Raw genomic sequence first — 20,792 nt, 5'->3', positions numbered from 1 at the left:
AGACTCCTTGTTTTATGTTTTGATTTTCATAACCAGATAGAGAAAATACGGCGCGCCGATGGCTGCCGCAACCACCCCGGCCGGAATGGCGTTCGGCTGAAACAAAGAGCGGCCGATGGTATCTGCCGCGACAAGAATGACGAGGCCGATTAACCCCGCAATCGGGATGATGTGCTGATGCATGGTGCCGACGAGCCGTCTCGCCAAGTGAGGGGCGGCAAAGCCGATAAAGCCGATTCCGCCGGCCATCGCCACACTCGCGCAGGACAGGCCGACTGCTATGGCGATCAGCATGATCCTTTTTCTCTGCACGTGTGCGCCAAGTCCCGCGGCGGCCTGGTCACCGAGCATTAAAATGTTCAAAGACCGGGCGTTAAGCCATGCAAGCGGTGCGAGAATGCCGATCCAGGGCAATAGAGACCACACGTGAATCCAGTCCCTGCCCCAAACGTTCCCCACCAGCCAGCGGGAAGCGAAGGTATAGGTTTCTTCATTCAGACGCAGCGACATAAACAATGTAACGGCGCTGAAGCCTGCGGAAACGGCGATCCCGACTAACAGCATGCGGATCGTTAAAAAGCCGTTCAGCCTGTCGTACGTGAGCACTACGATCAGCAGAGCGGCGAGGGTTCCGCCCGCAAACGTAAATAACGGGATGAACATTGACGCCTGCGCCTCGAGTGAATGAAAGAACGTGATATACATCATCAGACCGAACGAAGCCCCGGCATGAAGCCCAAGGATACCCGGATCGGCAAGCGGATTCCGGGACACGCCCTGCAAAATAGCGCCCGACACGCCTAAGCCGATACCGGCCAGCATCGTCACCAGTATCCGGGGGAGCCGGTAATCGAATAAAACGGTTGTACTTTGAAACGTGCCGTATCCGAACAGCGTTTTTCCCACTGTAAAGGGAGAAAGCCGGAATGAGCCCGTATGCAGCCCGATCAGAATAATGCAAACGGCGATGATCAGCAGAATGAGGCCTGCCGCCGCCGCTTTTTTGGTTTCCTTCTGCACCTTCATTTATAATTCTCTCCCTTCCTTGCGGGCAATATAAAGAAAGAAAGGGACACCGACAAGTGCGACCATGATGCCTATTGCCAATTCTCTCGGGGGACTGACCGTGCGCGAGGCCAAGTCGGCCAAAATCAAAAGAATCGCCCCAAGCAACGCGGACATCGGAATAATCAGCCTGTACGTAACGCCGACGATCTTGCGGGCGATATGGGGGATGACCAGCCCGACGAAGCCGATTGCACCGGCAGCGGAAACAGACACACCGGCAAGAACGACGGCGATCATTAATCCCGCGGCTCGCGTCAGAGCGGTGTTCACCCCTAAATTCGCCGCAACGTCATTTCCCATTGAGAGAAGGGTGACGGACCGGCCCATGAATGTCGCGAGAATGATGAAGACCGCAATCACGGGAGCAAGGACTTGTAAATGAGCCCACTTGATTCCTGAGACCCCGCCGGCGTACCAGAAGGCCAAATCCTGGCTTAAATCGTAATAAATCGCCACACCTGTGCTGAGTGAATGTAATAGAGCGGCTACAACCGCCCCGGCAAGCGTCACTTTTAAAGGTGTCATGCTGCTTTTTCCCGCCGCGCTGATAAAGAAAATCAAGCCTGTGCTTGCCAGTGCGCCCAAAAACGACATCACCATCAGCAGGGCGTATGATAAATGAGGGAAAAAAGCAAAGCTGAGCGCAACAACAAACATGGCTCCTGCATTTACGCCTAAGACACCCGAATCGGCAAGCGGGTTTCTCGTGACACCTTGCATGAGGGCGCCGGCTGCTGCAAAGGCGGCTCCTGTAACGGCCGCGCCGAGCACTCTCGGAAGACGCAATTCATGAATGATCTGCTGGCCCGTCATGTTTGGATTGTAATCAGCAATCGCCGACCACACCGTATGTAAAGTAATGTCTTTCGCGCCGAATGAGACGGCGAAAAAAATAGACACAAGCAGTCCGATTACCGCGATCAGGAAGAAAACCCCGTTTTTTAAGATGCTGATCAGACGGCTTGCGGACGTGACAGAATCGCTCAAAAATCAATTCACCTACTTTTATGATCATTGTCCGGTATTTATTGAACATGAGAATCATTTTCATTTGAACCATCATATTATAACCAGCCGATTTTCAAAACGCAATAGAGTGTTCAACAATGATGCCCTTTTTTCTTTCATGTTTATATTGTAAAAAAGAAGTGAAAAACGTGAAAGAGGGAATTGAATATAATCAGAAAGGGGGGAGACAAATGGCGGGAGAACGAAAGCCTTTGCCGATTGAATTTTACCAAAGGCCATCAGTAGAGCTTGCTCCTTTATTGCTCGGCTGTCTCTTAGTAAAAGAGACGGATGAGGGAACGGCTTCAGCCTTTATCGTGGAAACGGAAGCTTATATGGGAGCGGATGACCGGGCGGCGCACAGCTTCGGCAACCGGCGCACGAAACGGACGGAAATTATGTTCCACGAGGCGGGCCGCATTTATACATACGTCATGCACACCCATACATTAATGAACGTCGTCGCCGCTGACATCGGCATTCCGCAGGCCGTGTTAATCAGGGCGGCAGAGCCCCATGAAGGTCAGTTCCTGATGGAGCGCAGGAGACCGGGCAGACCCCCGAGAGAGTGGACAAACGGCCCGGGGAAGCTGACGAAGGCGATGGGCATTTCAATGAACGACTACGGCGGCATGATCACGGAACAGCCGCTGTATATTACGGAAGGCTTTACACCGGAGCATATATCAACAGGCCCGAGAATCGGGATTGACAACAGCGGAGAAGCCCGGGATTATCCGTGGCGCTATTGGGTGACGGGGAACCGGTATGTCTCACGCTGACCATGTTTACAGCCGCTGATAACAGGGGAAAGACAAGGTAAAAGAAAGGGGATTCAAACATTGAAAAAACTTTTCAAAACAATTATCAAATGGGCGCCCGTCATCTATCCGATCATCAGAAAAATCGTAAAAGAACGGAAGTCATCTAAGCGAAACCGCATGTCCGCTTCCCGAACAGCCGGCTGATCCGGCTGTTTTTTTACGGGCTTTTCCTCAGGCTGCTGCATTGACTTGAAAACCTCCTCATTATAGAATTTACATACATTTACCCCTTTTTCATCCTTTTTGCCTATTTTTTACGTCTGCATCTGATCTGATAGGAGGTTTTTCTCATGCTTCATGGGCGGCTTCGTGAACTTCTGCGCTTGCTTTTAGCTGCTGAAACACCGGTTACAAGCTCAGTCATCGCTGCAAAAGTAAAGGTAACGACGCGGACGGTCCGCAATGACATAAAGGAACTGCAAACCATTGTCGAAAAACACGGCGCTTCCATTCAATCTGTCAGAGGGAGCGGCTATAAGCTGCTGATCCGGGATGAGCAGCCGTTTAAAAACTGGCTTCAGGACAATTTCCAGCAGAACAGCGCCGTGCCGATTTTTCCCGAAGAACGGATAAATTATCTGATGAAAAGACTGCTTCTGACCGACGGCTACCTCAAGCTGGATGACTTGGCAGAAGAATTATTCATCAGTAAATCCACGCTTCAATCCGATCTGAAAGAAGTAAAAAAACGGCTCCGCCCCTATGACATCATTTTGGAAACAAGGCCGAACTACGGCTTTAAGCTGCGCGGCGAAGAGCTCCGTCTCCGTTATTGTATGGCGGAATACTTAGTGGACGACCGCGAGCCTGAGCCTGATCTCCTGAGTGAGAAGGCCGGTATTCTGCCGAAAGACGACATTCAAGTGATCCGATCAGCCATTATGAAGCAGGTTCGAAACCATAAGATCCCGCTTTCTTTCTTCGGCCTGAACAATCTCATCATCCATATCGCCATTGCCTGCAAACGAATCCGGACAGAAAACTATGTATCTCTCATTCCGGAGGATCTTCATGATATTAAGCTTGAAACAGAATATCAGTCAGCGGAAGCCATCGTCAAAGAGCTTGAATCGGCGCTATCCGTCACCTTTCCCGAACAGGAAACCGCCTATATCGCCATTCACCTGCTCGGGACAAAACGCATGACCCAGTCACAAATGGAAGGAAAAGAGCTTACAAGGCTGATAGACGGGGAGACCAGCCGTTTGACAGAGGCGATGATTGAAGCCATTGAGCGGGAGCTGAAGCTCGGAATCACGGACGACAATGAGCTGAAAGCAGGTCTTGCGCTCCATATCAAGCCGGCGATTAACCGAAACCGGTACGGAATGAACCTGAGAAACCCGATGCTTTCCGCCATAAAGGAAAATTACCCGCTAGCATTTGAAGCGGGAGTGATTGCGGGAATCGTGATTAAGGAGCAAACCGGCATTGATATTCATGAAAATGAGATCGGGTATTTGGCGCTTCATTTCGGAGCGGCCATCGAAAGGAGAAAGACAGAACGGCCGCCTAAGCGCTGCTTGATTGTCTGTGCGTCCGGCGCCGGCAGCGCGCAGCTTTTAAGAGAAAAGCTCCGTTCACGGTTCGCAAAGCGCCTTGAAATCGTCGGAACAGCTGATTACTGCAGCCTTGACCAGCTTTCTTTTGAGTCGATTGATTTTGTGGTCAGCACAGTGCCGATCAAAAAAGACCTGCCCGTTCCCGTATTAAAGGTTCATACACTGTTGGGCGGCGGGGATTTTACAAAAATTGACGCTATGCTGGAAGAAAAGCGGGAACAATTGAACTTTCTGAAACCGGAGCTGGTATTTTTGCAGCAGGATCTGGAGACGAAGGAGGACGTCATCCGTTTTCTCGGACATCAGGTTGCAAAAGCCGGCCTCGCTTCTGATACTCTGACCGATTCTATTTTTGAAAGGGAAGCGATTTCTCCCACGAGTTTCGGCAATCTCACGGCGATTCCGCATCCGCTCGTTCCGCAGACAGACACGACGTTTTGGGCGGTGTGCACGCTGAAGAAACCGATTGACTGGGCGGATAAGCGTGTCCAATTTGTCTGCCTGCTCTGCGTCGAGAAAGAAAGCAAAGCCGACCTCCAGCATATGTACAAATGGCTAGGGGGCATGCTAGATGATCCGGCTGCGGTAAGCCGTCTCTTAAAATGCACAGCCTATCACGAGGTTTTACAAGTATTCAGAGACAAACGATCAGAGAAAGACCGGGATACACCTTTTTTCCGTTAGCAGCGGAAAAAGCCTGAGTAGTTATGAAAGCGATTTCATAATATGATGGTACTAACACCGAGACATACAAAATATCAAACTTTCAGGAGGTCTTTTACATGAATATATTACTCGTTTGTGCAGCAGGGATGTCAACAAGCTTACTCGTCACCAAGATGGAAAAAAGCGCGCAGGAACAAGGAAAAGAATATAAAATCTGGGCTGTGTCAGGCGATTCAGTCAACCAGCATATAGATAAAGCGGACGTATTGCTGCTTGGGCCTCAAGTCCGTTATTTGCTTCCGCAGCTGAAAAAATTGGGTGAATCAAAAGGAGTGCCGGTTGAAGTCATTAATACCGTCCATTACGGCACATGCAACGGAGCGGAGGTTCTGAAATCAGCAGAACTGCTCGGAAACGCATCGTAGAAAGGGGCGGGCCGTGTGAATAAGGTGAATCAGTTTTTAGAAGAGAAAGTCATGCCCATTGCCGGGAAAATTGCTTCCCAGCGGCATCTGCAAGCATTGCGTGACGGGATCATCCTCACCATGCCGCTTATCATCATCGGTTCGTTTTTTCTGATCATCGGCAACCTGCCGATTCCGGGATACGCGGATTTCATGGCAAAGACGTTCGGAAGCGCGTGGTCTCAAAAACTGCAATATCCGGTTGATGCGACCTTTGAAATCATGGGCCTTGTCGCCGCTTTTGGAATCGCCTACCGTCTGGCCGAAAAATACGGGGTGGACGCTTTATCGGCCGGTGCGATATCTTTGGCGGCGTTTCTTTTGGCAACGCCGTACAAAGTTCCGTTTCTGCCGTCCGGCGCAAAAGAGGAAATCATGGTCGGCGGCGGCATTCCGCTTTCTCTCATGGGAAGCAAAGGGCTGTTTGTCGCGATGATCATCGCCATGCTGTCGACGGAAATCTACCGCTTGATCATCCAGCGGAATTTCGTCTTCAAAATGCCGGACGGCGTGCCTCCGGCGGTCAGCAAATCGTTTGTCGCTTTAATTCCCGGTTTTGCCGTCGTCTTTCTCATCTGGGGTGCGCGTTTAATCGTCGAAGCGACGCCGTTTGAAAGCCTTCATAATATTGTAAGCGTTGTACTGGGGACACCGCTTTCGATTCTTGGCGGAAGTCTCGGCGGAAGCCTGGTAGCCGAAGCGGTTCAAATGCTCTTGTGGGCGTGCGGATTACACGGGGCGAACATTGTCGGCGGCGTCATGGCGCCGATCTGGTTCGGAGCGATGGATGCCAACCGGATTGCATTTCAGGCGGGCGATGCGCTGCCGAATATTTTCACCCAGCAGTTCTTTGAAATCTGGATCAACATCGGCGGAAGCGGCGCGACACTGGCGCTCGTGGTTACCATGTTTCTCCGTGCGCGAAGCAAGCAGATGAAGCAGCTTGGGAAACTCGCCATCGGGCCGGCCGTCTTTAATATTAATGAGCCGATTATTTTCGGAATGCCGATCGTCATGAACCCGATGCTTCTCATCCCGTTTATCATCACACCGCTTGTCACACTGACTCTTACCTATATCGGCATGAGCACAGGCCTCGTCGCCAAACCTGCCGGCATTGCCGTCCCGTGGACGATGCCGCCGATTTTCTCCGGCTATCTGGCCACAGGCGGAAAAATATCAGGGGCTGTCATGCAGGCGATTAATATCATCGCAGCCTTTATCGTGTACTATCCATTCTTCAGAATGTGGGATTCGCAAAAGCTGAAAGAAGAAAACGAACTTGAACAATCGCAGGCGCCAGCCGTACAGGGAGACGAAAAAGCCGTGCTTTAGAGAAAGGGAGTGAAAGATATGAATGAGAAAATGGAACAGACCATTTTTCAGATCATCCTGCATGGCGGCAATGGCAGAAGCGCATCAATGGAGGCCATTGCCGCCGCAAAGCGGGGAGACAGAGCCCTGGCGGAAGAAAAGCTTCAGGAAGCCGCAAGGGAACTGACTGAAGCCCATCATTATCAGACCGAACTGATCCAAAATGAAGCCGGCGGAGAAAAAACAGACATGACGCTTTTGATGGTACATGCGCAAGACCATTTAATGAATGCCATGACCGTGAAAGACTTGGCCGCAGAGTTAGTCGAGATTTATGAAAAAGTGAGTCTGCAAGGGGGAGCAAAAATATGACAAAAGGAATTAAAATTGTAACGATCGGCGGAGGTTCAAGCTATACACCGGAGCTTGTGGAAGGCATCATTAAGCGCTATGATGAACTGCCTGTCAGAGAATTATGGCTCGTCGACATTCCTGAAGGCGAGAAAAAGCTCAATATCGTCGGCACGCTTGCAAAACGCATGGTCGAAAAAGCGGGGGTTCCGATAGAGGTTCACCTGACGCTTGACCGGAGAGAAGCCTTGAAGGATGCAGATTTCGTAACAACTCAATTCCGCGTCGGTCTTCTTGAGGCCCGCGCCAAAGATGAACGGATTCCGTTAAAATACGGCGTGATCGGACAGGAGACAAACGGTCCGGGCGGTTTATTCAAAGGGCTGCGCACCATTCCGGTTATTCTGGAAATCGCGAAAGACATCGAAGAGCTTTGTCCGAATGCATGGCTCGTGAATTTTACAAACCCTGCCGGCATGGTTACCGAGGCCTTGCTCCGCTACTCGAATCTTACAAAAGTCGTCGGCCTCTGCAATGTGCCGATCGGCATTAAAATGGGCGTCGCAAAAGCATTGGATGTCGATGTCAGCCGGATCGAGGTGCAATTTGCCGGGCTGAATCACATGGTCTTCGGATTAGATGTTTTCTTAGACGGCGTCAGCGTGAAGGATAAAGTCATCGAAGCCATGGGAGACCCGGAAAACGCCATGACGATGAAGAACATTTCCGGAGCGGAATGGGAGCCTGAATTCCTGAAGGCGCTCGATCTGATTCCTTGCGGCTACCACCGCTATTATTTCAAAACGAAAGAAATGCTCGAGCATGAAATAGAAGCGTCACAGACGGAGGGCACACGCGCCGAAGTCGTGCAGAAGGTTGAGAAAGAACTGTTCGAACTGTATAAAGACCCGAATCTCGCTATCAAACCGCCGCAGCTTGAGAAACGGGGCGGAGCGTACTACAGTGACGCGGCCTGCAACCTGATCAGCTCCATCTATAACGACAAACATGATATCCAGCCCGTCAATACGATAAACAACAGCGCGATCGCCAGCATCCCGAATGACTCAGCAGTCGAAGTGAACTGTGTCATAACGAAAGACGGACCGAAACCGATCGCCGTCGGTGATCTGCCGGTATCCGTCCGCGGGCTCGTCCAGCAAATCAAATCATTTGAACGCGTGGCCGCTGAAGCAGCCGTCACGGGAGATTATCAAACGGCGCTCCTTGCGATGACGATCAATCCTCTCGTCCCGTCAGACTCCGTGGCAAAGGCTATTCTGGATGAAATGCTTGAAGCGCACAAGGAACATCTGCCTCATTTCTTTAAGTCAATTGAAGCATAAAAGCACCAAAAAAACCCGGAAGCGATTCCGGGTTTTTTGTTTATTTTGATTCGCTTAATGAGGCGACTTCCGTCGTCCAGCCGAACACGTCGGCTTCTGCGCCTTTTTGAATGCCTGTAATGGTATCATACAGTTTCTTCGAGATCTCTCCGGTTTCACCGCTGCCGATGACAAGACTTTCATCATTCCAGATCAGTTCGCCGACCGGAGAAATGACCGCCGCCGTACCGGTTCCGAACGTTTCTTCCAATCGGCCGTCACGATGCGCCTGAATGACTTCATCGATCGAAATTTTCCGCTCAGACACAGTCAATCCCCAATGTTTGAGCAGGGTGATGACGGAATTTCTCGTAATTCCTTCAAGAATGCTTCCGTTCAGCTCGGGCGTCACAATCTCGCCGCTGATTTTGAAAAAGATGTTCATGCTGCCGACTTCTTCGATGTATTTTTTCTCAATGCCGTCAAGCCATAGCACTTGGGAAAAGCCCTTCTCCTCTGCAACCTGCTGCGCCTTCAGGCTTGAAGCGTAGTTGCCGGCCGTTTTCGCGTTTCCCGTACCGCCTTTGACGGCGCGCACGAACTCGTTTTCCACGGCGATTTTCACCGGTTTAATGCCCTCTTTGTAATAAGAGCCGACCGGTGACAGAATGATAAAAAGCTTGTACGTATGGGATGCCGCTACACCGAGGAAAGGCTCGGTCGCAATGATAAACGGACGGATATAAAGGGAAGTGCCTTCCGCTTTCGGAATCCAGTCTTTGTCGATGGCTACGAGCTGTTTCAGGCCTTCAAGAACAAGCTCTTCATCAATGAGCGGGATGCAAAGACGGTCATTTGACTGATTCAGGCGCTCCATATTTTTCTCCGGTCTGAACAGAAGCACCTCCTGATCCTTCGTTACATACGCTTTAAGCCCTTCAAAGACGGTTTGGCCGTAATGATAGACCATAGCCGCAGGATCCATTGAGAAGGGCTGATAAGGGATAATTCTCGGATCGTACCAGCCTTGATCCGCATCGTAATCCATAACAAACATATGGTCGGTGAAAATTCGGCCGAACGCAAGGTTATGGGGGTCCGGTTTAGGTTTTTTGGCTGAAGTCAATTCAACACGAATGTCTTGTTTCATAATGTTCTGTCTCCCTATTGGTGTTATTGTCAAACTTATTTGAAAATAATTTATATTCTATTGTATACCTTCAACAAATATTCGCAATAGTTTTCCTCAAATTTGTGAAAAAATCAAATCACACAAAAAGCAGGGGAAAGAATGCCCCCTGCGTGTTCGTTTTTTCTGTATTCGGTCATCACCGTGCTCAGTGAACCGTCACTTTGCCGGTTTTGTAAAACTGCTCCATCGCTTTATCGACGTACACCCAGCCCTTCCAGGCGATATGGATGGTGTCTTTCATAAAGTACGGATCATATTCGTGCCCGGATAAGTCGGCAACCTGAAAGCCCTTCGCTTTAATTTGCTTTGTGACTTTTTTGTAGTAATCAGTCCGGCCTTTTTTCGGGAAGCCGGTGTAGTCATACCATTTTCCGTTGACCGGAATAACCACGAACATCGGTTCAGCGCCGGCATCTTTCAGAATGTCCAGCATATCCTCAAAGTCGTGATATTCGACTGATTTGGCGTATGTTCTTCCTTTGTTGATTCCTTTCACTCTCTTTAACTTCGGCTTAATTTTTTTATAAGAAGTGTCATCGATATAGAAAGGATTGGACTTGGAACTCCGTTTTCCTAATTGCGCGGCGGCTGTTTTTAACTCTGACCACGATTTTCCTTTTAGGTTTTCAGAGATCGTCCGCTCAGGACCCTTGGTTTCTCCCATTGAATAATAAAGATCTTTTTTCTCAAGCAGAGAATAGTAAGCCTTGGCGGCCGGCATGACCGTTTTCACTTTCCATGATTGGCCGTTGACCATTCCTTTGTACAATTCAGAAAGGACGGCATCATGCTGAACGACTTTAAAACGAAGCATGCGTTTCATCATGTTCTTTTTGACCGCGGGATCAATCTGGTCATTAAATGCTAAATCCAATGCCTGAAGTGATGAAAAATTCGGTGCAAAGTGCTGTTCATCAGAACCTTTTTTAATAAACCATTGAGGAGAAACAATAAATACCAGTTTTTTGCCTTTCAGCTGCTGGTAATGCGCCGCAAAGTTTACGGCGTGTATCAGGGATTGATCCCCGCCTTTTCCGACAAGATAAGGCGTAAAGCCTTGGTTGTTCACTTGAAAATAGTTGGACGGGTGAAACTCATCTAATCTTGAAAGCTCGGAAGAACCGAAAATCGGCAGATACTTCGAGTCTTCGAACATTTTGTTTTGCAGATAGAGCCCTTGGAACATATTCGGGTTTAAGGCCGCTGCCGACTCTTCGACACGTTTTTCAGGAATGAAGCGCGTAAGCCATGAAGCCGGAACTGCGATAGCTCCGACAAACAGGACAAACGCTAAAATAATTGGTCCAAAGAAACGCTTTTTCATTTACTTCAACTCAGTCAGTTTGTTTACAATGTTGTTTGGCGTATTCCACTCGTCACGGTCAAACTCAGTGATCGGCACTGTAATGCCGAAGCGGTTTTCAATGGCAACAAGCAGCTCTACAGTTCCGAAAGAATCAAGCAGTCCTTCTTCAAAGATTTCAATATCAGGATTTTCTTTCACAGCGTCCTCCTGACAAACTTCAGCTAATACGTCTAATACTTCCTGTTTAAATTCCATGTGTTTTCAATCTCCTTTAGTGATGAAATGGTTTTCCTGAGAAAATATAAAATCCGAAACATACGAAATGGAATGTGATGACGATGGCTAAAAACGCCGTAAAACGATTGGCGGGCAGCCACTTGTATTTCTTATTCCATTTCTCAAAAAAGTTATACCCGGTCATTAATACGGCGTGGTACAGGCCGTATACAATATATTGCAGGGCGAGTCCGTGCCAGACGCCCATCAGCATGAACAGCAGGAAATACCCGATGTTCGAGACGGCCATCCGGTTCTTTATCCATTTTTTCTTTGTCATCCAGAAAACAAAGCGCATAAATACGTAGTCTCTGAACCAAAAGGATAAGGACATGTGCCAGCGGTTCCAGAAGTCTTTAATGTTTCTGCTGATAAACGGCTTATTAAAGTTTTCCGGAGATTTGATACCCATAATGTAGCTGACACCGACGGCAAACATCGTGTAGCCCGCAAAGTCGAAAAACAGGTACAAGCTGTATCCGTACATGTACAGCACATTGCTCCACAGTTTGCTGTGGGTGATATGAGACAGATTCATAATGAAATACGTGTTAATCGCATATCCGATAATGAATTTGTACAAGAAACCGATAAAAATTTTATGAATGCCGGTATACAGTAAATCAGCATATTCTCCCTTTGTCCATACTTTCTGTTCGTCCTTGGCAAATCTGCGGTATCTGTCGATCGGACCGGAAGAAATGGTCGGGAAAAACATAATAAAGTACAAAAGGCGGTGAAGCGGCATTTTTTCTTTAATCAGCCCGTCTCTCGTTTCCATGATCAGCTGGACGCCTTTAAATGTCAAATAAGAAATTCCTAAGAAACTGATCAGGTTATGAACCGGATGATGAGGCACCGGCGGAAAGAAAAACGGCCATAATTTAGATAAAAACAGGGGTAAAATGGACGCGATCACGGCCATGCTGAAGACAAAGCCGCTGTTGGCTTTCAGTCTGTAAGCGAGATACCCCCTGATTAACAGCACCTGCCACAGCGTAAAGATACATAATGCAATGACGCCGTGCAGATCATGCGAGAAAATCAAAGCCAATACGATGATGGATATAAACATGTTGTATCCTTGGAATCTCTTGCCGTTCAGCCCTAAAATAATCGTCGGCAAGAGAAGGATTCCAAGTAAGATAAAGAAGAAAAACGAGCTGTAAGGCGTCATACAAGAACCTCTTCGCCAATGCGTTTACGGTCGATTTTTCCGTTCGCAGTCATTTGAATGTGATCCTGATAAATGAATTTTCTCGGAATCATGTAAGCCGGAAGCGAAGCGGCCAGCTCTTTCTTAATAGCGCTTGTCAGCTGGAATTCTTTTTCGAAATCATGTTTTTCAGGCACGATGGCGGCAATTAGATATTCGACAGGTCCGTTAGGCTGATACGGGATGACAACCGCTGAGCGTACATATTGAGACTGCCTTACATGCACTTCGATTTCCTCAAGCTCCATTCGGTAGCCGTGAAGCTTTATCTGGAAATCCAGGCGTCCTTGGCAGAAAATCTGACCTTCTTGAGCATAACCGGCATCACCCGTATGATATGCCCACTGTCCGTCAACAGAGAAAAACGCTTTTTCCGTCAGAGACGGCTCGCCGAGATACCCTTTGCTTACGCTCGGGCCGGCAATGATGATTTCCCCTTTTTCTCCGTCCGGAAGCCTATTCCCGTTTTCATCCATGATGAAGATATTCATATCGGGTTTTGCAAATCCGACGGGCAGAGATTCATTTTCATCGATGACCTGCTGCGTAATTTCCACGGAGGTGACGGCAACCGTTGTTTCGGTCGGGCCGTATGTATTGAATACGCGGGCCTTCGGAAAACGGTTTAACAGTTCCTGTGCCACGGCAGCCGGAAGCGCTTCTCCGCAAAACATAAATACTTCTGCGTCAGGCAGGAGCTCCTGCGTAAAGCCGGGGTCCATCAGACACATTTGAACGAAAGACGGCGTCGATGTCCAGACGTTCAATTTGGATTTCTCTAGCTCTTCAAATAGTACTTTCGGTTTATTGATTTTGTCTTTTGTTACACAGTGCAGCGTACCTCCCGTTTGAAGCGACGGGAAAATGTCCATGACAGATAAATCAAAAGAAAACGGAGCTTGATTTAAGAATGTCTTGCCTTCGCCCACAGGAAAATCCCTGCAGATCCAGTCTGTGAAGCTTTGCAGGTTATCAGCTGATATCTGCACGCCCTTCGGATTTCCCGTGCTGCCGGACGTGTAAATAATGTAAAACGTGTCCTGATCTTTTACCCAGTTCTCACGGCTGAGGTCTGCATCTCCGTCAGCTGCAAGCTCTTCGGGTGTAACGGTTTTAATCAGATTGCTCCCCGTATCGACTGCATCGCCCGATACGCTGATGAGCAGCTCTGCGCCTGAGCTTTCAATGATTTTGACGATCCGCTCTGCCGGAATGGACACATCGACAGGGATGTAAGGGCGGCCCGCTTTGACGCTTCCTAAGAAAGAAACGATCATATTCGGCTCCATATGTCCGTAAACCAGGACAGGTGTTTTCGAACCGTCAGCCGTATGTTTTTGAATGCCGGACGCAACCCGCTCCGACAAATCCCATAATTCCCCGTAAGTGAGGGAATGATCTAAGGAACGAAACGCTTCGGCCTGAGGCTTGGCGTCTGCATATGTTTTTATAGCATCAAGTAGTTTCATAGTTATCCTCCCCGATTAGAAATCGTTGTAAATATAAGTGCCGGTATTGGCTGTATGAAATCCATACATCCAAAAGAGCAATACTAATATCAGAAAATAAAAGCCCGTATGAAACGTCCATTTAACCAATGTATTTTCATAAGCACGTTTTAATTTTTGCATCATGTTAAAATTCCTTCCCCGCGTATTCAATAATTACACCAGTATATGACGATTAGATTAACAAAAAGTTTCAAAATATGTCTAATATCCTAAGCTTAAAATTTCCTTAAAAATGAATGAGAAACAAAAGGATGGAAAATACGCATGTATAAATTGGCAAATGATCATACTAAAAAAGCGCATGTTCAGGCGGGATTTTTAACTTATCGTAAATATAAATGAGGTAAAAAAATTTCGGCGGCTTTTTCTTACGCAGGCTTGTGCCGAACCCCAATGGGGAAGGGCGGAAAGCCGTTTTCGGCAGCAAAGCTGACGGAGCGCCGCATCTTGTGAAATGGGGAAGAAATTATTATGATAGATAAGGTAGCAGAAAACATAAAAACCCCAATTCAACACTACTGTTATCGGCTGACTGTGAAAGCCTTTTAATAGAAAGGAAGAGGAAAATGAATCAAAACAATATGGGAGGCAGCCAAAAGACGCCTGAAAAAGAAAGCATGGGCCGCATTTTATGGCAGTTAACCCGCCCTCATACATTGACGGCATCGTTTGTGCCCGTACTTCTCGGCACCGTATTGGCGATGTTTTACGTAAAGGTTGATTTCCTGCTGTTTTTGGCCATGCTGTTTTCCTGCCTTTGGATCCAGATCGCCACGAACTTATTCAATGAATATTACGATTTTAAACGCGGTTTAGATACGGAGGATTCTGTCGGTATCGGCGGAGCGATCGTGCGCCACGGCATGAAGCCGAAAACGATTCTGCAGCTGGCGCTCGGCTCTTATGCGATTGCCCTCGTGCTCGGTGTTTATATCTGCATGAGCAGCAGCTGGTGGCTTGCGGCAATCGGCCTTGCCGGCATGCTGATCGGCTACCTGTATACGGGCGGCCCGCTGCCGATTGCGTATACACCGTTCGGTGAACTGTTCTCCGGCATTTGCATGGGCTCTGTGTTTGTCCTTATTTCTTTCTTCATTCAGACTGGCGGAATTAATGAACAGAGCATTTTGATTTCCATCCCGATCGCCATCTTGGTCGGCGCGATTAACCTGTCCAATAATATCCGTGATATTGAAGAAGATAAAAAGGGCGGACGTAAAACGCTGGCGATTTTAATGGGGCATAGGGGAGCCGTCATGATACTGGCCGCGTCCTTTGCCATCGCTTACATCTGGATCGTCGGTCTTGTTATCATGGGATATACAAGCCCGTGGCTGTTCCTGGTCTTTTTGAGCGTGCCGAAACCCGTTCAGGCCGTGAAAGGCTTCGTGAAAAACGAAATGCCGATGAACATGATTATTGCGATGAAATCAACGGCGCAAACCAATACATTCTTCGGATTCCTGCTTTCCATCGGACTCCTGATCAATTATTTCCTGATCAAATGACAAGGCAAATGCCATAACGGCATTTGCTTTTTTTATGACATAATCTTCACGATTTTGTAAAGAACCTGACTGCCGACCGAACCGTCTGATATGTGGACAGCAAAGCAAGGAGATGAAAAAAATGGACTTGTCAACAGCCCATATGGATGATTTAAAAACGGTCATGGAAGATTGGAAAAATGAATTATTAGTTTATAAATTCGCTTTAGATGAGCTGGATACGAAGTTTTCTATCATCAGTCAGGAATATAATCTGATTCACGGGCATAACCCGATCGAGCATACAAAATCACGCGTTAAAAGTTTCGAGAGTATCGTCAATAAACTGATGCGCAAAGGCTGCGATGTGACGACGCAAGAAATGAAAGAGCATATTCATGATATCGCAGGTGTCAGGATCATCTGTTCTTTTATATCAGATATTTATAATGTCGCTGAGGTTTTGAAACAGCATAAGGACCTGAAGATCGTGAAGGTGAAGGATTATATCAAACATCCGAAGCCGAACGGCTACCGCAGCCTGCATTTGATTATTGAGATTCCCGTCTATTTGACGAATCGGGTGGAATATGTGAAGGCGGAGATCCAAATCCGCACCATCGCCATGGATTTTTGGGCGAGTCTTGAACATAAAATTTATTACAAATTAAATAACGAAGTCCCGAAGCATCTGACTGACGAGCTGAAGGAAGCGGCGGACATCGCCCATTATTTAGACGAAAAGATGCTTGGGATTAAGAAAGAAGTCGATTAACCGATTGGCGCATCATAAACAGCCGGACTGCAAATAAAAGCGGTCCGGCTGTTTGTTTATCCAATGACGCTCACCGTTTTTCGCTGTCGGCCTTGATGGGCTTGCCGCCGTTCACATAGACCTCGCCGCTAAGATCATTTTCTTTCCTCACTCCAAACAAAGAAGAAAGATATCAACTCGTCAACAGCACATTCCCGCAGAAAAAATGTGTGAGATCGAGGTTTACTTTTGAAAAAAAGGGAAAGAAAATGATACAACAAAAAGGGAGATGAATATCAGTGGGAAAGAATGAAACAATGCATATCGTATCATGTGCCGATGATAATTATGCTCGTCATTTGGGTGGGATGTTCGCTTCTTTATTGATGAATATGGATAAAACAAGGAATGCCAAATTATATGTGATAGACGGCGGAATTACTGCCGAAAACAAGGACAAGCTTGAACAGACTGCGATGTCATTCGGAACGCCGCTTAAATTTTTAGAAGTGGATGCTGATCAATACAAACATGCGGTCGAAAGCAGCCACATTACAAAAGCGGCTTATTACCGCATTTCCATTCCTGATTTAATTAAGGATGAGTCGGTAAAGCGGATGATTTATATTGATTGCGATGCAATTGTGATGGAAGATATTTCGGTTTTATGGGATTTGGATATTTCCCCGGCAATAGTTGCGGCAGTAGAAGATGCCGGACAGCATGAAAGACTGAAAAAAATGAATATCAGCGACACGGCCAAGTATTTCAATTCCGGCATTATGATTATAGATTTTGAACCTTGGAGAAAACAGAATATTTCCAAAAAAGTGATTGATTTTATCAATGAAAACAGTTCGGAGGATTTTCTCGTGTTTCATGATCAGGACGCGCTTAACGCGGTCTTATATGATCAATGGCATGAACTTCATCCGCGCTGGAACGCGCAGACGCATATTATCATGAATGAGAAAACGCCTCCTGAACTGATCGACCGTATACGTTACAGAGAAACACGGGCCGAACCGGCCATCGTCCATTTCTGCGGCGGAGACAAGCCTTGGAATACAGGCACCGCGCACCCGTACCGTGATCATTATTTCCGATATATGTCCTTTACGAAATGGAACACGATCGATCGCCCGGCCATGAACCAATAGGCAGATGGGAGAAAAACGCTTATGAAGCCATGATGCGGCTCATAAGCGTTTTTTTAATGTTTCACCCGAATTGCGCGCACGCGTTTTTGCAGGCTGGTCTTTTCAGCAGACGGCTTCAGCCGGCTGACCGCCGTTTGGGCCGCTGATTTTGCCTTTTTCGTTTTGGTTTTTTCGGCCGTTTTCACTTTGTCCCTTGCCTGCTTCCGGTTGAGTTTCTCTTTTATCCGGTCAAGCCGTTTTTCCAGAGCGGTTTTTTCTTTTCCCGGCTGAAGCTCGCTCACTGCTTTTTTGGCTTTTGCGGCGTTGGCCTCAGAGGTCTTTTTTTCGGCCTGTCTGACGCTGGCCCCAGCCGTTTTCAAAAGGCCTGAATTGACAGCGTCAAGCCGCTTTTGCAGTCCTTTTTTCTCTGATCCGGCCGGTAATTTCCGGATGGCGCTTTGTGCCGCATTAACGGCGGTTTTTTTCTTTTGTTTTTCGGCAGTCCGGACTTTGTCTTTGGCGTCCGTCACATTTCTTGCTGTCTGAACTTTATTGATTCGGGACTCGAGGGCGGTTTTTCCCTTTGACTTTGAAAGCTTGCTGACGGCCGTTTTTGCTTGATTGATATCTGCCTGCTTTTTCGTTTTTTCCGCTTTTATTACGGCCCGTTCGGCAAAGCTCTTTTGCTTTGCATGATATTGCACCAGCCCGTACCCGAATTGGCTGTCACGTCCGGGAGCGCCCAGATCTTTGATGTTTTGCTGCATCTGCTGCCGGAGCTGTGTATTTGTTTCTTCCGGATATTTTTGCTTGAGCAGCGCGAACATTCCGGTGACGTGCGGCGCGGCTTGAGATGTGCCGTCAGCCACGGCGTACATTTGATTCAGGTACGTGCTCGTAATATTGGTGCCGGGTGCGGCAAATTCAATTTGTTTTCCGGTCGTAGAAAAAGCCGCAAGACCGTTTTTTTCGGTTGACGCTGAGACTGCCGTTACGCTGCTGTAGGCGCCCGGATAATTGACGGGTTTTTTGTTGCCGTCGTTTCCTGCGGCGGCTACGATCACAATGCCTTTTTTGTATGCTTTGTCGACAGCGTCGTGAAGAATTTTGCTGTCTGCGTTAGTTCCGAGACTCATATTGATGATGTCCATTTTGTTGGCGATGGACCAGTCGATCGCTTTAAGAAGGCTTTTGAGATCTCCCGCGCCTGTTTTGTCCAATGCTTTAACCGCATATAACCGGACATCCGGCGCGATGCCGTCAATGCCGTATCCGTCATGTTTGGCGGCAATGATGCCGGCGACATGCGTACCGTGCCCGTTGTCATCTTTGTATGAAGATGTATAGCTGACTGCGGAATAGCCTCCCGCAACGGAAAGGTCATCGTGAGGGTAAATGCCGCTGTCAATGACAGCCACTTTCACCTTTTTTCCCGTCAAGCCTTCTTTCCAGGCCTGTTTGACCTGAGTGGGCTCTATATCCCATTGCGGCAGCGTGTAACTGCTGCTTGATGCCGCTGTTAACGGGTGGATATCAGAACCGCCTGCTGCCTGAAAGGATACATTGTCTTCAACATATAAAATGTCAGGATCATGTTTCAGGTCTTTCACCGTTTCCGAATCAGCCGACACGGCGACTGCGGGAAGATGCTGATAGGTCTGTTCTACATCCGCTCCGCTGTCTATGGCGGACTCCTTGCCGTTATTATTTTTGTAGACCACGATAACGTCCCGGTCCTGTGTCTCGGCGTGAGCGGGTGCCGCGGCGGCGAACAGGGTGACGCACAAGGCCGCGGCCATGATCGGTTTCAGGGTGTGATACATTGTGATTCCCCCTTTTTCTTTATATATCGGCAGTGCGGAATTCTTTTTTTCCTAAGGGATAAGGAAAATTTCTGTATGCAAATGTAAGCGTTTCCAAAATATGATGGAGAAAATGCTTTAAGACATCTGCGCAATGAACTCAAAAAGGGGGTTTTTTGATAAATGAGTACGTTTAATCGGGTAATGGAAGAAAAAATCATGCCTGTCGCCGGAAAAGTCGCCGGCCAAAGGCACTTAAGAGCTTTGCGGGACGGCATTATTTTGACTATGCCGCTTATTATCATCGGATCGGTTTTTCTGATTCTGACGAGTCTTCCGATTCCCGGTTATGCCGATTTTATGGCTGGTCTTTTCGGTGAAAATTGGGTTGAAAAGCTCGGGTATCCCGTGAATGCGTCCTTTGACATTATGGCGCTTGTCGCCGCCTTCGGGATTGCTTACCGGCTTGCGGAAAGCTATGAGGTCGATGCCCTGTCGTCGGGAGCCATTGCCCTTGCCGCCTTTTTATTGGCGACACCGTATCAGATTCCTTTTATTCCTGACGGCTCGTCAACAGAGATTATGGTGGGAGGCGGCATTCCGATTTCGCTGCTCGGAAGCAAAGGTCTGTTTGTCGCGATGATTATAGCAATGCTGTCTACGGAAGTGTACCGGTTTATCGTACAAAGAAATATCGTCATTAAGATGCCTGACGGAGTGCCGCCTGCGGTCAGCAAATCGTTTGTTGCGCTCATCCCCGGTTTCATTATTATTACGCTCGTATGGCTGGCCCGTCTGTTTATTGAAATAACTCCTTTTAAAAGCCTCCACAATGTCGTAGGCGATCTGCTGGGCACCCCGCTGTCTATTTTGGGCGGGAGTCTCGGCGGAAGTCTTATCGCCGAATTCGTGCAAATGCTGCTTTGGTCGTGCGGCATACACGGCGCGTCCATTATCGGCGGCGTCATGTCGCCGATCTGGTACGGGGCGATGGACGCCAACCGTTTGGCTTTTCAGGCGGGAGAAGCGCTGCCGAGCATTTTTACGACACAGTTCTTTCAAATATGGATCAATGTCGGCGGAAGCGGCGCAACGCTTGCCCTTGTGCTGACCATGCTTGTGCGCTCCAGAAGCAAACAGATGAAACAGCTCGGCCGACTCGGCATCGGACCCGCGATCTTTAACATTAACGAGCCGATTATTTTCGGGATGCCGCTCGTCATGAATCCGCTGTTAATCGTGCCTTTTATCATCGCACCGCTCTTGACCATTACGGCGACGTACATCGGGATGAGCACGGGAATGGTGGCAAAACCGGCGGGAATCGCCGTACCATGGACGATGCCGCCGCTGATTTCCGGTTATCTGGCGACGGGCGGGAAGATCTCCGGTTCGGTCATGCAGCTGATCAACCTCCTGATTACATTTATCATTTATTATCCGTTTTTCAGAATGTGGGATCTTCAAAAATGGAGAGAGGAACGGGCAGCGGAACAAAACGTCACAGAAGAAATATAAAAAAAACGG

General features: G+C 48.1%; 20 protein-coding genes. 11 read left to right on the top strand and 9 right to left on the bottom strand.

Features of this window, described 5'->3' with window-relative positions:
- Nucleotides 1–12: 12 nt before the first annotated feature.
- Together AC1DN5_RS03095 and AC1DN5_RS03090 are read right to left on the bottom strand one after the other, a co-directional pair.
- On the bottom strand, nucleotides 13–1,026 hold the full coding sequence (locus tag AC1DN5_RS03095) for a FecCD family ABC transporter permease (RefSeq protein WP_060963944.1): 1,014 nt from the start codon (nucleotides 1,024–1,026) through the stop codon (nucleotides 13–15).
- Nucleotides 1,027–2,025 carry a FecCD family ABC transporter permease gene (locus AC1DN5_RS03090; protein ID WP_045925630.1) on the bottom strand — a complete coding sequence of 333 codons (999 nt, stop codon included), beginning with the start codon at nucleotides 2,023–2,025 and terminating at the stop codon, nucleotides 1,027–1,029.
- A 242-nt stretch (nucleotides 2,026–2,267) separates the two neighbouring features.
- Here AC1DN5_RS03090 and AC1DN5_RS03085 point away from each other — a divergent pair, with 242 nt between their 5' ends.
- The 7 genes from AC1DN5_RS03085 to licH all read left to right on the top strand — a co-directional run bounded on the left by AC1DN5_RS03085 (nucleotide 2,268) and on the right by licH (nucleotide 8,603).
- The gene (locus AC1DN5_RS03085; RefSeq protein ID WP_366969885.1) at nucleotides 2,268–2,858 is read left to right on the top strand and encodes a DNA-3-methyladenine glycosylase; all 591 of its coding nucleotides are present in this window, start codon (nucleotides 2,268–2,270) and stop codon (nucleotides 2,856–2,858) included.
- Nucleotides 2,859–2,918: 60 nt separating this feature from the next.
- Nucleotides 2,919–3,044 carry a hypothetical protein gene (locus AC1DN5_RS03080; RefSeq protein WP_255034120.1) on the top strand — a complete coding sequence of 42 codons (126 nt, stop codon included), beginning with the start codon at nucleotides 2,919–2,921 and terminating at the stop codon, nucleotides 3,042–3,044.
- Nucleotides 3,045–3,190: 146 nt separating this feature from the next.
- A complete protein-coding gene (licR, locus tag AC1DN5_RS03075) occupies nucleotides 3,191–5,146 on the top strand; it encodes a transcriptional regulator LicR (protein WP_064779134.1) in 1,956 nt (651 codons plus the stop codon).
- Between the two features lie 98 nt (nucleotides 5,147–5,244).
- The gene (gene licB, locus AC1DN5_RS03070; RefSeq protein WP_366969884.1) at nucleotides 5,245–5,553 is read left to right on the top strand and encodes a PTS lichenan transporter subunit IIB; all 309 of its coding nucleotides are present in this window, start codon (nucleotides 5,245–5,247) and stop codon (nucleotides 5,551–5,553) included.
- Between the two features lie 15 nt (nucleotides 5,554–5,568).
- On the top strand, nucleotides 5,569–6,927 hold the full coding sequence (licC, locus tag AC1DN5_RS03065) for a PTS lichenan transporter subunit IIC (RefSeq protein ID WP_016937490.1): 1,359 nt from the start codon (nucleotides 5,569–5,571) through the stop codon (nucleotides 6,925–6,927).
- Between the two features lie 18 nt (nucleotides 6,928–6,945).
- On the top strand, nucleotides 6,946–7,278 hold the full coding sequence (licA, locus tag AC1DN5_RS03060) for a PTS lichenan transporter subunit IIA (RefSeq protein WP_016937491.1): 333 nt from the start codon (nucleotides 6,946–6,948) through the stop codon (nucleotides 7,276–7,278).
- A complete protein-coding gene (licH, locus tag AC1DN5_RS03055) occupies nucleotides 7,275–8,603 on the top strand; it encodes a 6-phospho-beta-glucosidase LicH (protein WP_047475960.1) in 1,329 nt (442 codons plus the stop codon). Before licA ends, licH begins: the two co-directional genes overlap by 4 nt.
- Before the next feature lie 40 nt (nucleotides 8,604–8,643).
- Here licH and AC1DN5_RS03050 read toward each other — a convergent pair whose 3' ends face one another.
- The 6 genes from AC1DN5_RS03050 to AC1DN5_RS03025 form a co-directional block, all read right to left on the bottom strand.
- Entirely contained in the window at nucleotides 8,644–9,735 is a 1,092-nt protein-coding gene (locus AC1DN5_RS03050; RefSeq protein ID WP_029575286.1) for a branched-chain amino acid aminotransferase, read from the bottom strand.
- Nucleotides 9,736–9,919: 184 nt separating this feature from the next.
- A complete protein-coding gene (dltD, locus tag AC1DN5_RS03045) occupies nucleotides 9,920–11,098 on the bottom strand; it encodes a D-alanyl-lipoteichoic acid biosynthesis protein DltD (protein ID WP_016937494.1) in 1,179 nt (392 codons plus the stop codon).
- A complete protein-coding gene (gene dltC / locus AC1DN5_RS03040; RefSeq protein WP_003150875.1) occupies nucleotides 11,099–11,335 on the bottom strand; it encodes a D-alanine--poly(phosphoribitol) ligase subunit 2 in 237 nt (78 codons plus the stop codon).
- A gap of 16 nt (nucleotides 11,336–11,351) precedes the next feature.
- Nucleotides 11,352–12,533 (bottom strand): D-alanyl-lipoteichoic acid biosynthesis protein DltB, encoded by a 1,182-nt coding sequence (gene dltB / locus AC1DN5_RS03035; RefSeq protein ID WP_016937495.1) that lies wholly within the window; start codon nucleotides 12,531–12,533, stop codon nucleotides 11,352–11,354.
- Nucleotides 12,530–14,041: a D-alanine--poly(phosphoribitol) ligase subunit DltA gene (gene dltA / locus AC1DN5_RS03030; protein WP_269774092.1), complete on the bottom strand. Its 1,512-nt coding sequence runs from the start codon at nucleotides 14,039–14,041 to the stop codon at nucleotides 12,530–12,532. The genes dltB and dltA overlap by 4 nt, the downstream gene beginning before the upstream one ends.
- Before the next feature lie 15 nt (nucleotides 14,042–14,056).
- Nucleotides 14,057–14,206, bottom strand: a complete 150-nt coding sequence (locus AC1DN5_RS03025; RefSeq protein WP_013354059.1) for a teichoic acid D-Ala incorporation-associated protein DltX — start codon at nucleotides 14,204–14,206, stop codon at nucleotides 14,057–14,059.
- Nucleotides 14,207–14,649: 443 nt separating this feature from the next.
- Here AC1DN5_RS03025 and AC1DN5_RS03020 point away from each other — a divergent pair, with 443 nt between their 5' ends.
- From AC1DN5_RS03020 to AC1DN5_RS03010, 3 genes are all read left to right on the top strand, one after another.
- Complete coding sequence (locus tag AC1DN5_RS03020; protein WP_016937498.1) at nucleotides 14,650–15,591, top strand: 1,4-dihydroxy-2-naphthoate polyprenyltransferase; 942 nt, start codon at nucleotides 14,650–14,652, stop codon at nucleotides 15,589–15,591.
- A 121-nt stretch (nucleotides 15,592–15,712) separates the two neighbouring features.
- Nucleotides 15,713–16,345 carry a GTP pyrophosphokinase YwaC gene (gene ywaC / locus AC1DN5_RS03015; RefSeq protein ID WP_007407732.1) on the top strand — a complete coding sequence of 211 codons (633 nt, stop codon included), beginning with the start codon at nucleotides 15,713–15,715 and terminating at the stop codon, nucleotides 16,343–16,345.
- A 278-nt stretch (nucleotides 16,346–16,623) separates the two neighbouring features.
- Nucleotides 16,624–17,484: a glycosyltransferase family 8 protein gene (locus AC1DN5_RS03010; protein ID WP_064779130.1), complete on the top strand. Its 861-nt coding sequence runs from the start codon at nucleotides 16,624–16,626 to the stop codon at nucleotides 17,482–17,484.
- Nucleotides 17,485–17,537: 53 nt separating this feature from the next.
- Here the strand turns inward: AC1DN5_RS03010 and AC1DN5_RS03005 are convergent, their stop codons facing one another.
- A complete protein-coding gene (locus AC1DN5_RS03005) occupies nucleotides 17,538–19,286 on the bottom strand; it encodes a S8 family peptidase (RefSeq protein ID WP_366969883.1) in 1,749 nt (582 codons plus the stop codon).
- Nucleotides 19,287–19,448: 162 nt separating this feature from the next.
- Here AC1DN5_RS03005 and celB point away from each other — a divergent pair, with 162 nt between their 5' ends.
- Nucleotides 19,449–20,783, top strand: a complete 1,335-nt coding sequence (celB, locus tag AC1DN5_RS03000; protein ID WP_016937501.1) for a PTS cellobiose transporter subunit IIC — start codon at nucleotides 19,449–19,451, stop codon at nucleotides 20,781–20,783.
- Nucleotides 20,784–20,792: the final 9 nt, after the last annotated feature.

Source organism: Bacillus sp. 01N42_2, from assembly GCF_056399565.1.
The sequence above is the reverse complement of the archived record's forward strand: the minus strand, read 5'-3'. Positions and strand labels throughout refer to the sequence as shown.